The organism is Paenibacillus sp. CAU 1782 (assembly GCF_054551715.1).
In genome coordinates this window covers 20818-36482 of the sequence record NZ_JBTOLL010000028.1, presented here as the reverse complement: position 1 = coordinate 36482, position 15665 = coordinate 20818, and the positions used below count along the sequence as shown (strand labels likewise).

General features: G+C 52.7%; 8 protein-coding genes. All 8 read left to right on the top strand.

The genetic code is table 11. From position 1 onward, the window contains the following. The first annotated feature begins 4 nt into the window (after positions 1 to 4). The 8 genes from ACX93W_RS26485 to ACX93W_RS26450 all read left to right on the top strand — a co-directional run bounded on the left by ACX93W_RS26485 (position 5) and on the right by ACX93W_RS26450 (position 15663). A complete protein-coding gene (locus ACX93W_RS26485; protein WP_459395372.1) occupies positions 5 to 1645 on the top strand; it encodes an AraC family transcriptional regulator in 1641 nt (546 codons plus the stop codon). Between the two features lie 82 nt (positions 1646 to 1727). After that, the gene (locus tag ACX93W_RS26480) at positions 1728 to 2726 is read left to right on the top strand and encodes an ABC transporter substrate-binding protein (protein ID WP_459395371.1); all 999 of its coding nucleotides are present in this window, start codon (positions 1728 to 1730) and stop codon (positions 2724 to 2726) included. Beyond that, entirely contained in the window at positions 2727 to 3521 is a 795-nt protein-coding gene (locus ACX93W_RS26475) for a (2Fe-2S)-binding protein (protein WP_459395370.1), read from the top strand. It abuts the gene before it with no gap. Positions 3522 to 3711: 190 nt separating this feature from the next. Then, positions 3712 to 10200: a rhamnogalacturonan lyase family protein gene (locus tag ACX93W_RS26470; RefSeq protein ID WP_459395369.1), complete on the top strand. Its 6489-nt coding sequence runs from the start codon at positions 3712 to 3714 to the stop codon at positions 10198 to 10200. Between the two features lie 281 nt (positions 10201 to 10481). Then, positions 10482 to 11657: a GntR family transcriptional regulator gene (locus ACX93W_RS26465; RefSeq protein WP_459395368.1), complete on the top strand. Its 1176-nt coding sequence runs from the start codon at positions 10482 to 10484 to the stop codon at positions 11655 to 11657. A 218-nt stretch (positions 11658 to 11875) separates the two neighbouring features. After that, complete coding sequence (locus ACX93W_RS26460) at positions 11876 to 13186, top strand: glycoside hydrolase family 125 protein (protein ID WP_459395367.1); 1311 nt, start codon at positions 11876 to 11878, stop codon at positions 13184 to 13186. A gap of 55 nt (positions 13187 to 13241) precedes the next feature. Beyond that, positions 13242 to 14624, top strand: coding sequence for an extracellular solute-binding protein (locus ACX93W_RS26455; RefSeq protein WP_459395366.1), 1383 nt, complete (start codon positions 13242 to 13244; stop codon positions 14622 to 14624). Positions 14625 to 14751: 127 nt separating this feature from the next. Next, the gene (locus tag ACX93W_RS26450; protein WP_459395365.1) at positions 14752 to 15663 is read left to right on the top strand and encodes a carbohydrate ABC transporter permease; all 912 of its coding nucleotides are present in this window, start codon (positions 14752 to 14754) and stop codon (positions 15661 to 15663) included. The last annotated feature ends 2 nt before the right edge of the window (positions 15664 to 15665 follow it).

Here is a 15665-nt window from a genome sequence, read left to right as displayed (position 1 = left end):
CGTCATGAAAAATTCGGCAATCAACGGACAGCTTGGCCGTAGCTGGTTTTCTTCTATTAAGCTGCTTCAGCATGAGAGTCATGCAGAGATGCTGCCGCAGCGGAGTATGCGCAAACACTGCATTGCGGTCATCACGTCCGGAGAAGGCACATTGATCGTGAACGGAACCGTCTATTTGGTGGGGGAAGGAGATGTGATCGTCCTCCCGTCAGGCACATTGGTGGAGGGGAAAGTCGCGATGGGAGAGCCTGTTGCTTATACCCTCTTGTTATTCGACGGTGTTCGGCTTCTCAAAACGGCAGAAGGCTGGCAGACGACGGAGTTGGAGCTGCCGGTTAAAGGCAAGCTTTCCGATGATGTCGCCCGACGTGTGTTAAGAGTGATGGATCAATGGACGCATGAAGAAGAAGATAGCGAGCATCATGGCGATATGCCGCTTGCGCTTCAGCGAACATTCAAGCTGCAGCGGTTGCTGGCCATACTATTGAACAAAGAGCTGGTAAGGCAGTCGGCAAACGACCACATTGTTGGCCTTGAATACACTATTTCCTATATGAACGAACATTTTATGAAGGACCTGAGGCTGGAAGAGCTGGCAAGCATGGCTGGGCTCAGCATCAATCATTTTATAAGAACCTTCAAGTCCCTGATGAACATGACGCCTATTAAATACGTGGAGCAGAAGCGCATGGCCAAGGCCAAGCTGCTGTTGCTGGATTCCGGCAAAATTAAGGAGATCGCCCGAAAGGTCGGCTACAAGGATGAACATTATTTCAGCAGGGCTTTCAAAAAAGCGGAGGGCGTCGCTCCAACCTTATATATTAAGAACAAATGCAAGCGGATCGCCACCGTTTATTACGGACTCGATGATTATTTGATGACGTTGGGGTTGCAGCCGGTTGCTTCGCTATCCTATGCAAGACGAGTCTCTTCTACGCACATAACGGCAAGGCAGGAGGATAAGGACGAAGGGAGAGTATGGCTGGATGGTTACAATCCGGATCCGGAATACGGCAAGCTCCTTCATGCGAAACCGGATCTTATATTGACCAGCGACAGGCTTCGGGAAGACGAATTGCTGAGCGTCATTGCTCCAATAGCTGTCCTGAAGCATTCCAATGATTACAGCCTAACGTTAAGGCAGGTTGGGGATTTATTCGGTAAGGAGCAAGAGGCTCGGCAGTGGATTGAACGTTATACGATCGCCAAAGAGGAGATGAGGAAGGGGATCATGGCCGCTTGGGGACGCCAGACCGCATGTTTCGTGCGGGTATGCGGTTCATTCTACAGGATCTACAGCGCTGCTAATCAGACGGGCTCGCTGTTGCATGGCGATCTGGGATTGGGAGTGCCGGAAGGGTTATCCGGAAAGCCGTGGTTAGACTTCCGGTTAGATCATTGGAGTGGCTTCCGGCCTGATCACATCTTTCTGATGACCGACCCCACGGAGGAGGCTTTTAACCGTCTGAAGACGCTGCAGCAGTCTGAAGAATGGAATGCCATGCCAGCCGTCAGAGAAGGACGCGTTTATGAAGCCGGCGATTTGTTTTTTCGGACATTGGGACCCTCTGGAAGGCTGTCTGCCGCCAGGCGTATTGCACGCCAGTTGAAGCTGGCGGATGGTGATATTATGCATCGTGATTGAGGTATTTGTTCCATTGTAGTAACCTTTTGCCGCCCATATAATGATAATTATTATCATTACTAGACAGAGGGGTAGACAAAACATGTATATTTTCAGGAAAAAAACAGTCGGATGGCTCATGCTGACCATCGTTATGTTCATTCTAGCCGCTTGTGGCGGCAACGGCGCGGCGCCCGAATCAACGCAGCTGTCGGCCAGTGAAGAGCCTGCCGCGAGCGAGGCAGCAGCAGAACCAACTACGCGCAGCATTGCCCATCTCTGGGGGACAAGCGAGATTCCGGCCAAAATTGAACGGATTGTCGTCCTCTCGGCCGCCTATATCGATCACTTGCTGGCGATCGGAGAGAAGCCGGTAGGCGTTAACGTAGAAGCCCGATACGGCGGCGATTACTTGCCCTATTTGGCAGACCAGCTTCAAGGCGTCAGTCTGGTAGGTTCGGCGGACAGCCCTAATCTGGAGGCTATCCTGGAACTTGATCCCGAGGTCATTCTGATTGAAAGTCGCACTGCGGAGTCGACGTATTCAGAGCTTAACAAGATCGCGCCTACGATCGTGTTGGGAACGGAGTGGCTTGATTATGCGCCGAATGAATGGACCAATGACTTGATGACCATTGCCGAAATGTACGATAAGACAGAGGAAGCAGAGCGCGTCATTAGCGAGCTCCAAGTCAAAGTGGCCGAGGTTAAGGAGAGGGTGAGCGCTTTGTCGGACAAGAAGCTGGCGTATCTTCGAATCAGGAAGGACATAGTCCAAATTTACGCCCAGCAAGGGCATCCCACAAATGTCTTCCTGTACCAGGAGCTGGGCTTTGAGCCGGCAGACTTAACGCCGAAGGAACAGAGAGAGGATCTCTCATTGGAAACACTTCCGCAGCTTGGCGCAGACCGGCTGGTGCTTGAGGTTGATCCTAACGGCAGCGAATTTATGGAGAGCATGAATGAGTCGGCGCTATGGACCGGCCTGCCGGCTGTTCAGAACGGAAATGTATATGAGACGGACTCCTTTTGGCTTTTTAAGGGCTGGGGCGTTATCGGCCGTGGTAAGATTTTGGACGAAGTGCTTGGCATGATTCAATAGATGGCGGAGCTATCATTTCGGGACCTGGGGGAGGCTGCGGCCTCCCTTAGCCGTTATTTTGCCATAACGCTTCATTCCGAGCCTGCCTCCGACCGTTCCTTTTCCTATACCGCCGAAGACTTGATTGCTGAACGCTCGCTGGTTCGTATTCTGGAGCGGCAAGAAGCGGCGTTGGGCCAACCCGGGCTTCATGTAACGGGGACGCTGTTCGCCAAGCGCTATTCGGTATGGGCGAGAGGAGCGCTTGCCGCATGGAGCTTGTTCGACGTTCCGCTAAGCTTGGAGCATGGAAAAGTCGGGATTACTCTGGCCAATCGTGGAATCATGTATTATACAGCGTATCCGGCGTCATTTGAACGATTGGAGCCCGGAGTGATGGACCGCTCTGCGATGACGCGACAATATATAATGCGGCTTGAAGAACATCTGATGCCGATTTTGCGAGCTGTGTCGTCTTGCACGGGCGCGAATGAAAAGGTTATGTGGTCGATTATCGGACACAATGTGTACAGCTTATATGCCAGTCTTGCTTCAAATTCGGAATTTCATTTGGGACAGGATCGGCTCGCGATCATTCAGGAGGATTGGGGGATGCTGGCTTCCGCAGCATTTTTGGATTCTCCCCGATATAAGGTGTTTAAACATCCGCGCTGGACGGGACCGCCCCTCTATCTGCGGAAGCATTGTTGTCTCGCGCACAAGCTCGAATCGCACGGTTATTGCGCTTCCTGCCCGAAGCTGGCTAACGAGGAGCGTTTAACGTTGCTAATGGCCAATACGAATGCAAATGATTGATACGAAAACGAATGACTGAGACAGACTTTTCTCCAGAAAGTCTGTTTTTTGTTGATTTTACTCGGTTATGTAAACAGCTTTTGGAAACCGTTATTTGTAAAATGGGGGGCAAGGAGGTGGAGCGGGACGGTTATCAGCAGAGAGGGAAAGCAACCGAAATCGTAAACCAAAGGGAAAAAGGAGGCTAATCGTGCACCGGAAAATTTCAATGCTTGTTATTGTGGTCATGCTGGCTGCCAGTATAAACTGGGGAGGAGTGGCATCGGCAGAGAACAATGGAGGTAGTGAGATGCAGATTCAGCTGGAAAGCCTGGATCGCGGTCTCGTAGCGGCGGCAACCTCGGAGGGCATCTTCCTAAGCTGGCGGCTTTTGGCCAATGAGGTAAAGGGGTATTCCGATTCCGGACTTCGGGGAACTGATTTTTATGTATACAGAGATGGTTCCAGAATAGCAACCGTAACAGACAGCACTAATTATTTGGATAAGGAAGGCGATACCTCTTCCGCCTATTATGTAAGCGCTTTACTGGGTGGGGTCGAGCAGGAGCAAAGCGGCTCCGTACAGCCTTGGGCGCAACCGCATTATGATCTGCCCCTGCAAAGGCCTGCACCCGGCGTTACGCCTGCGGGCGAGAGCTACGAGTATCACGCTAATGATATGAGCGTAGGCGATGTGGACGGAGACGGACAATATGAATACATCGTCAAATGGGAGCCAACCAACTCCAAGGATGTGTCCCAGCGAGGTTATACCGGCAACACCTACATCGACACATACAAGCTGGACGGGACGCTGCTCTACCGGATCGATCTGGGTGTCAATATCCGGTCGGGGGCGCATTACACGCAGTTCCTGGTCTATGATTTTGATGGAGACGGCAAAGCCGAGATGATGTTCAAGACGGCTCCCGGCACCAAAATAATCTCTTACGCCAACGGACAGCCTGCCGGCGAGCGCTATATTACGATGCCGCAGGAGGATATTGCGGAAGGATTTAGTCATTCGGACGATTACCGCCTTAGCGCGGAGGATTATTTTCAGCATGTGGTTGAAATGTTCATGAATTGGCATGCCCATGAGGAGGTAATGGCCGGCAATTGGCCTTCGACCATCGAGGACAGCTTGGGAATTGCCGATACGCATAGCTTCCAATACCCGCTGGCCCGCGAGGATGCGGAGCTGCTGGCGAACTATTTTTTTGACACCTATGCGCCTTCTCGAAGCGTGAACAACCGGCTGAGGGAGTTTGAAGGCTTTATTGTGAGCGGTCCGGAATATTTGACCGTGTTTAACGGCGAGACGGGAGCCGAGCTGCAGACGGTGCATTACAAGCCGGGACGCGGCGACGACGGCTTGCTTTGGGGCGATTACGCCATGGCCCGGATCGAACCCGGCAATCGCGTGGACCGTTTCTTGGCTGGCGTAGCTTACTTAGACGGCTATAAACCTTCCGCTGTATTTGCGAGGGGCTATTATACCCGCACGACGCTGGTGGCGTACGATTGGGATGGAAATCGTCTTTCGGAGCGCTGGTATGTGGATAGCGGACATGCCCCCATGAGCAATCCGTTTCATGACAGTCCGCATGGCGTCGACGGAACCGATCCCGTTTTTGGCAAAATAACGACGCAAGGCAATCATTCTCTCAGCACGGCCGATGTGGATGGGGACGGCAAGCAGGAGATCATTTACGGCGCGGCCACGATCGATCATGACGGCAGCCTGCGGTATAGTTCCTTCGCCACGCTGCCGGAGGGCAGCGCCGATCCCGGAGCATATGTGCGCTTGGGGCATGGAGACGCCATGCATGTCGCGGATATTGATCCCGACCGGCCCGGCCTGGAAATATTCAGCGTGTTTGAAGGCGGCCCGTGGGCCCCATATGGTTATGCCTTAAGGGATGCAGCCACAGGCGAGGTCATCTATGGCGGCTACACCGGCAGGGATACGGGGCGCGGTATGATTGGCGATATCGCGCGCGGCCAGCGCGGCCTGGAGACATGGGCGGTCGGCTTATGGAGCGCCGGCGGAGATCAGCTGGGAACCAGCATGCCGGGCACCAACATGAACATCAAATGGTCTGCGGATATGAGCACGGCCATTGTAAACGGCTCGCGCGAGGATACGCCAACCATCGACGATTGGGAGCGCGGACGGCTTCTGACCGCAACGGGAACCCGCACAAACAATTACACGAAAGGCAATCCATCGCTTGTCGCTGATATTTTCGGCGATTGGAGAGAGGAGCTGCTGGTTCGTACGGCGGACAGCTCCGCCATCCGTATCTATTTGAGCACCGAAGTGACGGATCGCAAGCTGCATACGCTAATGCACGATATTCAATACCGGACGGGCATTGCCTGGCAAAATACGACGTACAATCAGCCGGCATATCCCAGCTTTTATTTTGCGTCGGATATCGATTGGAGCAAGGTGACTGTGCCGAATGCGGGGCCGCTGCCTTATGTGGGCGATGAGCAGCCGAATGAGCCCGATCCGCCGCCAAGCTGGCGTTTTGATTTTGGCTCAGCCACAAGTCCCGTTGCCCAAGGATATATTCGTATAGCCAATAACTCGGTATATGACGAAAGCGTGGGTTACGGCTTGAGCAAAGCCGTAGATCAGCGCGACCGAGGGACTCCGGATGATTTGCGAAGGGATTTTGTTATAGGCAGCGGATATTCTTTTATGGTGGATGTGCCGGACGGCGACTATTTCCTGCGCATCATCGCGGGCGATCAAATTGCTTTTAACCGTTCGGGCTTTACGGTGGAGGGCGTGGATGCGGGAAGCATCACCTCGCCTGCCGGTCAATTTGCGGAGCTGACGGTAATGACGACCGTGAGCGACGGCCAGCTGAACATTGACATTCGGGACAACGGACGAATCAATGCGCTGGAAATCATATCGATGTCGTCGATTGACAGCTTAACAACGGAAGAAATTGTTTTGACGCCGGATGCCGCAGTCGGCTTGAAATGGACAAGGTCCGGCGCGGCGGCCAGCTATCATGTATATCGCCAAATCGATGGCGAAGCCGGATTTGTTTTGATCGGCAGCACGAACGAGCCGGCTTACCGCGATGAGACGGCCGAATTGGGACTTTCATATGTGTATCATGTCACGCTGGTAACCGTCGAGGGTATCGAATCCTCTCCCAGCAACGAAGTTAAAGCCGATTTGTGGAATGGCGAGTTGTCGGCTCAGGCCGTTCCTGTCGGATTGTCTATTGCAGGGACGGAAGACAATGCCGTAAAGCTGGCATGGGGGGAGTCGGAGGGAGCGCTTGCCTATTACGTCTACCGCTCCAGACATGAGGACGGACCGTATGTCCGGATTGGCTCGTCGGAAACGGCGTCATATCTCGATGAAAGCGTATCGCTACACAGCGACTATTACTATCGGGTCGGAGCTGTAGGTGAAGGAGGCATTTCCGCGCTCGGCGAGCCGCTGCATTCCCCTGCTGTACAGCCGCTGATCCGGCAAATGGAGAAGCTGGACCGGTCGGTTGTTGCGATTGAAACGGAGAACGGCGTCTATGTCGGCTGGAGAATGCTGGGCACCGATCCCGAAAGCGTCCGGTTCAACGTTTACCGCAACGGGGTTAAAGTGAACAACGAACCCATTGTATCCAGCACCAACTACCTGGACCTTGAAGGGACGGCGGAATCGGAGTACGAGGTGAAGGTCATTGGCGGCAGCGGCGCTTTGTCGACCGGCAAGGTGCCCGTATGGAGCAAGCAGTATTGGAGCATTCCGCTGGACAAACCGGCAGACGGCGTGACGCCGGACGGCAATGCCTATACGTACGTGGCCAATGAAGCCAGCGTCGGGGACGTGGACGGGGATGGCGTGTACGAAATTATTTTGAAATGGGAGCCTTCGAATGCCCAGGATAACTCGCGGTCGGGCTATACGGGCAATGTGTTTGTTGATGCCTACAAGCTGGACGGCACACGGTTATGGCGCATAGACGCCGGACGGAATATTCGGGCGGGCGCGCATTACACTCAGCTGATGGTCTATGATCTTGACGGCGACGGCAAAGCCGAAATTGCCTTCAAAACAGCGGACGGCACGATAGACGGAGAAGGAACGGTCATCGGGGATGCCGACGCGGATTGGCGCAATTCGGCAGGCTATATTCTGGATGGGCCGGAGTATTTGACGGTTTTTGAAGGCGCTACAGGCAAAGCCCTGCATACTGTGGATTATCATCCGCCGAGGGGCAACGTCAGCAGTTGGGGCGACGGATACGGCAATCGGGTGGATCGTTTTCTTGCCGCTGTCGCTTATCTGGATGGCCAAAAGCCAAGTCTGGTCATGGCGCGCGGCTACTACACCCGCACGGTGCTTGCCGCTTATGCGTTTACGGACGGGGAGCTGAAGCAGCAGTGGGTATTCGACAGCAACGATTCCGGCAACGGCTCATATGCCGGACAAGGCAATCATAATTTGTCCGTTGCGGATGTGGATGGCGACGGGTTTGACGAAATCATCTACGGCGCCAGCGTCATTGATCATGACGGAACCGGCCTGTACACAACCGGCTGGGGACACGGCGATGCCATTCATGTATCGAACCTGAATCCGAACCGGCAAGGGCTTGAGGTATACCAGCCTCATGAATCCTCCTCCTCTCCGTATGGCTTCAGTCTTCGCGATGCGGAAACGGGCGAAATTCTGTGGGGCGTACGGACGGGCAGCGACGTAGGCCGTGGGCTTGCGGCGGACATTGACCCGCGTTATGAGGGGGCGGAAATATGGGCGTCGAACAGTTGGAATGGAGTCACGGGCCGCAGCAATTTGTATTCGGTCGAAGGAGAAGTCATCTCCGAAAACTCGCCTAAATCCATCAACCACGCCGTATGGTGGGACGGCGATTTGCTGCGGGAGCTATTGGATCACGATTTTGATCCCGACGCAGATCCTCACGGCTATGGAAAAATCGAAAAATGGAACTGGGAGACCTCCACGCTGGAGGAAATCTATAGACCGGAGGGAACGCGCACCAGCAACCATACAAAAGGCAATCCCGTACTTCAGGCGGACCTGTTCGGCGATTGGCGGGAAGAGGTGATCTGGGCTTCAAGCGACAGCACCGAGCTGCAGATTCATACGACCGTTGACGTAACGGAGCATCGCATCTATACATTGATGCATGATCCGGTCTATCGCCTTGGGGTAGCTTGGCAAAATGTCGCCTACAACCAGCCGCCTCACACCGGCTTTTTCCTGGGCGAAGGCATGGACCCGGCTCCAAAGCCGATGATTTCGACGGGAGATCGAGCTGCGGTTGAGCTGGATATTCTGTTACAGATGTTGCAAGAAGCCAAGGCAATTGCCAATGCGGACAACCGCTATACGGCGGACTCCTATGAAGCCTTGCTTGCTGCTATTAGCAGAATTCAGAGCAATCTGGAGACGCTGGCAACCCCGGCCGCCCTGGAATCCGCTTTGGACGACATCAATGGAGCAATACAAGGTCTTAAATTATGGAATACCGGCGGAACTCCGGGAAGCGGATGGATAGGCCCGATTGTCGGAGAAGCCGATAACGAAATTCTGAAGGTGGATACCTTGTCCTATGATGCGCAAGGCGTAGCGGTTATCCATTTGAAGCCGGAAACCAAAGAGATTTTATTGCCGTCTGATCCGGGACAATATTCGGAGGAGAACGACGTGCTGGTGACCGGGGCTGGCCTTTCATTGAAGATGCCGGGCCGGGTATTCCTTCAGCTGCTGGAGCGGGTTTCGTCAGGTAATTTGGAAGGCGGGGCGACGATTCGGCTAATTCTGCAGAAGCTTGAAGCCTCGGAGGCGGAGGAATTGGCTCAACGGGCCGTTGGAGCGGGCCAAACCGTGGTCGTGACAGCGGGAGATGTCTATCGCCTGGAGCTTGCGCTAGCCCAAAATGGAGTAGCCGTGACCAAGCTTGACCGCTTCGACGTTCCGATTGCGCTCAGCCTGCGTCTGCCGGATTCCGCGGAGGGCGACATTTCCGGACTGTTCCATTTCGCCGAAAATGGAGAGATCGTCTACGCCGGCGGCGTATTATCGGACGGATGGCTTACGGCGGACATTAGGCATTTCAGCGATTATGGCATCCTTCAGATCCAACGTTCCTTTGAGGATGTAGCGCCTACGTTCTGGGGTTACCCTGCCATAAGGGCGCTTTCGGCCAAAGGAATTGCATCGGGCACGGGCGGCAACCGGTTTGCCCCTGATCGGGAAGTGACTCGTGCGGAGTTCGCCGCGCTGCTGGTCCGCTCGTTGCGTCTCGATATGAATGTTCAGTCCACATTCCGTGATGTGTCCCCCGTATCCTGGTATGCAAAGGAAGTGGCAGTTGCCCATCAAGCCGGTATCATTCAGGGCTACGGGGATGGACTTTTCAGGCCGGATGCTCCAATCTCAAGGGAGCAGATGGCCGTGATGATGCTGCGGGCCTACGGGCTTGCATCGGATGAAGACCGCTTGCCGGAGACAGAAAAGACGGCTTTTAAAGACAACTCCTCTATTAGCCCGTGGGCCGAAGAGGCAGTTCGTCGCCTGCATGCCGTAGGCTGGATCGAAGGGCGCGGAGGCAACCGCTATGCTCCTCAGGAAAGTCTGACGCGAGCGGAGAGCATTCAAGTATTGTACCGGATGATTGCCCATTTGGAAGGACGGCATTAAAAAAATGAAGGGCGGCATGTCGCCAGACTGAATAAACACAAAAGTAAAGCAAAAGCAAAAGTAAGGCGAAATCAAACGCAAGTGAAGAGCAAGCGCAAAAGCAGCACTGCCCGGTTTAATGCCGCAGGCGGTGCTGTTTTTCCATCCGATTGAAAATAAAGCGATTTCAACCTTCCCATAAATGATATAACATAGTATACTAAGTTGTAATGACTAATCTAGCTATTAATGAAGCAATGTAATTATGAAAATATGACAAATAGATGCTGAAGGTGAGTTGTATGGAAGGCATAAAATCTTTAAAGCCGCGGTATGAGCAAATGTATCTGATGCTGCGCGACAGAATTCGGGCAGGGGAATACGCGGTCGGCGACCGCATCCCTTCGGAGAAAGAGCTGATGGAGGAGTTTTCGGTCAGCCGAATCACCTCCAAGAAAGCTCTCGATATGCTTGTGCAGGACGGTTATATTATGAGACAGCCAGGCCGCGGCTCCTTTGTCATCCAGCATAATTCCGGGGAAACGGCGGAGCCGGAACCGCAGCAGCCGCAAGTGAGAGAACCTTCGGCCGAGGAGCCTGCGCGAAGCAAGCAGCTCGTGCTGGGGCTGATTATGGAGGATTTTAGCGACAGCTACGGCAAGGAAATGTTGGCGGAGATGGAGCGTACGGCCCAAGAGCTGGGCGTTTATTTGCTGCTGCGCATTTCATTCTGTCAGCCGGATGTTGAAGAGCAAGCCATTATGATGCTGCGGGAATACGGCGTGGACGGGCTTATTATTTATCCGACGCGCGGACAGAATTTCAGCACGGAAATACTCAAGCTCGTAATCGACAAGTTCCCGCATGTGCTGGTGGACCGTTATTTGAAATGGACGGATACAACGGCAATCAGTTCGGATAACGTAGCGGCGACCCGCATGGGCGTACAGCATCTGTTTCAGGGGGGGCACCGCCATATCGGCCTGCTGGCTTCCCGCGTAACAGATAATGTGGCGATTGAGGAACGTATCGAAGGTTTCGTGCAGGCGCATGCCGAAGGCGGTATTTTGCTGGATAGATCCTCTTGGCTGACGGATATGAATTGGACCGGAACCGGTTCGGCAGATGATCAAATCCAGAAAAATGTCAAAATGATTCAAAGCATGCTGCTGGAGCACCCGCGCATTACGGCGTTGTTCGCCATGGAATACGAGCTGGCTCTGATCGCCAAGGAAGCGGTGGAGGGACTAGGCATGCATATCCCAAGCCAAATCTCCATTATTTGCTTTGACAGCCCGCCAAGCACATCGGCGCTGTATTCCTTTACCCACCTGCGGCAAAACCAGAAGGAAATCGGACAGCTGGCGGTTCACAATGTGTTGAAGCTGATTGAAGGCAATCCGCTTCCAAGCAAAATTTCGCTGGATGTAGAGCTGGTTCCCGGCAAATCGACGGGTCCGGCGCCGCAGCAGGCCTAATCGCCGAGATTCTATCGGCATGTAAGAACACCATTAACAGCCACCTCAGCTCTAAAATAAAAATCCCTCTTCCTCACATGGAAGGGGGATTTTTTGCGCATAATAGGGTATAAGTCATTTGCTAAAATAATATAACATAACATATTGACTTATTGGATAAGGTATATTAATATTCTAATCAACACCATGAAAGCGGTTAATTGAAAGGGATGTGTTGCATGTCTAGAGAAATAGGAGCGCTGCCTGGATCGGTGCAAGGCTTGATTCGGGAAGTAGAGGAAAAACTGAAGGACCGGCCAAAGCTGGCCCGCATGTTCGGCAATTGTTATGCAAACACGTTGATTACGACGCTTAAGCCGCAATCGGACGGCTCCGTATTCGTCATTACCGGCGATATTCCGGCTATGTGGCTTCGGGATTCTGCAGCTCAAGTTCGGCCTTATCTGATTCTGGCCAAAGAAGATCAAGAGCTAGCGGCTATGATTGAAGGCGTTGTCAGAAAGCAGATTCAATATATTTTGCATGATCCTTATGCCAATGCATTTAATGAAACCGCAGACGGCAGAGGCCATCAAAACGACGATACAGTAATGACCCCATGGATTTGGGAACGCAAGTACGAAATCGACTCTCTGTGTTATCCTATCCAGCTAGCGTATCTGCTCTGGAATACAACAGGCAAAACCAGCCACCTGGATAATAATTTCCGCGAAGCCTGCTACAGTATCCTGAAGCTATGGAGAACGGAGCAGAATCACGATGAGCAATCGGCTTATCGCTTCCAGCGGTTTGATTGCCCGGCATCGGATACTTTGCCTAATGAGGGCAAAGGAACGCCAAGCGCGCCAACGGGCATGACTTGGTCCGGCTTCCGCCCAAGCGACGACGCTTGTGAGTACGGTTACCTGATTCCATCCAATCTGTTTGCAATTGTTATTCTGGACTACATGGCGACCATCGCTGTCGAAATTCTGAAGGATGAAGAGCTGGCCAAGCAAGCTGCGGCGCTTCGTTCCGAAATTCAAGCCGGCACGGTCAAACATGCCACGGTTGAGCATCCGACACACGGCACGATGTATGCATACGAGACGGACGGTCTGGGCGGCTATAACTTGATGGACGACGCCAACGTGCCTAGCCTTTTGTCCCTGCCTTACCTGGGATGCTGCGATATCAACGATCCGGTATACCTCAATACGCGAAAATTTGTTTTGAGCGAAGAAAATCCTTATTACTACAGCGGCACGGCTGCTAAAGGAATCGGCAGTCCGCATACGCCTGAAGGTTACATCTGGCATATTTCGCTCGCCATGCAAGCGCTGACTTCTCAGAATAAGGAAGAGATCGAACAACTGCTGAATGTGCTGGAAAGCACTGATGCCGGCACCGACTTCCTTCACGAGGGCTTCCATAAGGACAATCCTGCGGAATATACCCGCGAATGGTTTTCTTGGGCCAACTCTCTGTTCAGCGAATTGATCCTGACTTACCTTGGATATTCGGTTCCATCGAGTATGAACACTCGTTAAGATAGGAACACCGTCAAGTCAAAATCACAAGACAGTCAAAAGGGGAGACTTTAGGATGACAATCAGAAAAACAGTTTTGGCGGGAACATTGGCGGCTGTAACATTATTTGCGGCAGCTTGCTCTAACAACACTGGCGGCTCCAACACCGGCACTTCCGGCGAGAACGGCAACGGTTCATCCGCGGGCGCTACAAAAACAATTACAGTCGCTTACGGCAAATGGAATGAAACGGACAACTGGGGCAAATGGCTGACTGGCGTTAAAGAAGAGTTTGAAAAAGCCAATCCCGGCGTAAAGGTTGAATTGAACCCGATCGAGGGCTCGCAATATGCTACAAAAATTCCGCTTCTGATGATGGACGAAAAAACAGCGCCGGAAGTATTGGCTGAGGATTCCTTCATGATCAATGCGGACAGCGAAGCCGGTTATCTGGAGCCGCTGGCTGTTGATACTTGGGATGACTGGAGCAATTTCAACGAAGGCATTAAAGCAGCCGTAACGGGAACGGACGGCAAAATCTACGGCGTACCATTTTCCACTGACGTTCGCGGACTTTACTACAACAAGGTGTTGTTCGAGCAAGCCGGTCTTCCTGTACCATGGGAGCCAAAAACATGGGATGATATCCTGACAGCATCCCGTACGATTAAAGCCCAGCTTCCTGACGTTATTCCGTTCTGGATGAACTCCAGCAAAGCGGGTCAAGAGGCTACAACGATGCAAACTCTGCAAATGCTGCTGTATGGCACGGACGACACAATGTTTGAAGACGGCAAATGGGTTACTGAAAGCCCGGGCCTTCTGAGCTCCCTGGAATTTATCAACACGATCTACTCTGAGGGCATGGGTCCTAAGCTTTCGCAAGTGATGACTGCACAGGCTGGACAAATTCTTGAAACCGACCTGATGCCGAATAACAAAGTTGCTATCGCATTGAACGGCAACTGGCTGACAGGCAACTGGTCTCCTACAGGCGGCAAGCCATGGCCGGAAGCGCTGGACGTATACGGCTTCGCTAAGATGCCGACGCAAAACGGACAAGGCCAAGGCTTTACGTCGATGTCCGGCGGCTGGACACTGAGCGTTGGCGCCAAAGCCGACGAAAAAGAACTGGGCTTTAAGTTTATTCAACTGGCAACCAGCAAAGAGCACAACAAAGAATTCGCAATGCTGGACGGCGCTTTGACTCCTCGTACAGACGTTGCGGCAGACGAAGAGTACACGGGCCAACCGGGCACGCTGTATGGTGTAGCAGCTGAATTTATCACGTATACGCATGTTCGTCCGACGAACTCCGATTACCCTGCAGTTTCCACGGCAGTACAGGAAATGGTTGAAAAAGTAGCGAGCGCTTCGCTTGCGCCTGAAGCAGCCATGAAGGATTATGCGAAGAGCGTGGAAAGAAAAGTCGGTGCTGATAAAGTAACGGCGAAGTAATAAAGCCTTTATCGGGGTCGTTGCCATATTGCAGGTAAGGCGGTCCCGTTCAGTAACGAAATCGGGAAGCCGATTGTTGCTCGCAGCAATCGGCTTGCCTGTTTAATTCACATCAGGAGGGTGCCAGATGGGAGACACCAACAACCGATCTTCCAACCGGAAGCGGAATGGGAATCGCAGCGAGCAGTGGAGGGCGGCTCTCTTTTTATCGCCTACTTGGGTTTTACTTTTGCTCTTTTTCTTTGTACCAGCAGCCTTAACCTTTTATTTAGCATTTACTAACATGGCTTTAACGGGGGCTGCGGCCGCCAATACCAAGTTTATAGGCTTTCAAAACTTTACGTACATGTTCCAGGATGAAACGTTCCGCATTTCCGTGTGGAATACAATCGTATTTCTGATCTTCTCAGCCGTTGTTGGCCAGCAGGTGCTGGGCTTTATCATCGCGTTTCTGATGAACGGCCGTAATCAAACCTTCCGCAGCGTCATCGGCTCCATCGTTATTTCGGGCTGGGTTGCGCCTGAAGTCGTTACCGCTTTTGTGTGGTTTGCATTTCTGAATGATACCGGCACGGTCAATGCCATCATCGAAAGCATTGGCTTTGAACCGATAACTTGGTTATATACCTTTCCGATGGTAGCCGTTATTATCGCCAATATCTGGCGGGGGACTGCGTTTTCCATGATGGTGTTCCAGACGGCGCTTAGCGATGTTCCAAAAGAAGTAGAGGAAGCCGCTATGATCGACGGCGCTTCTCCTTGGCAGCGGCTTGTTCGCATCACGATTCCGATGATTATGAGCTCGGTCGTGACTAACATGGTTCTGATCACGCTTCAGACGCTTGGTTCGTTCACCCTGATTTTTGCGCTGACGGGCGGCGGCCCAAGTAATGCTACGGAAACCTTGCCGCTGTACATGTACCATCAGGCCTTCGTGAACTATCAGCTTGGCTATGGAACGGCGATTTCGCTTGTCCTGCTCCTGATCGGCATTGTTGCCAGCCTGCTGTACATGAAGCTACTCAAAGTGAAGCTGTAGCT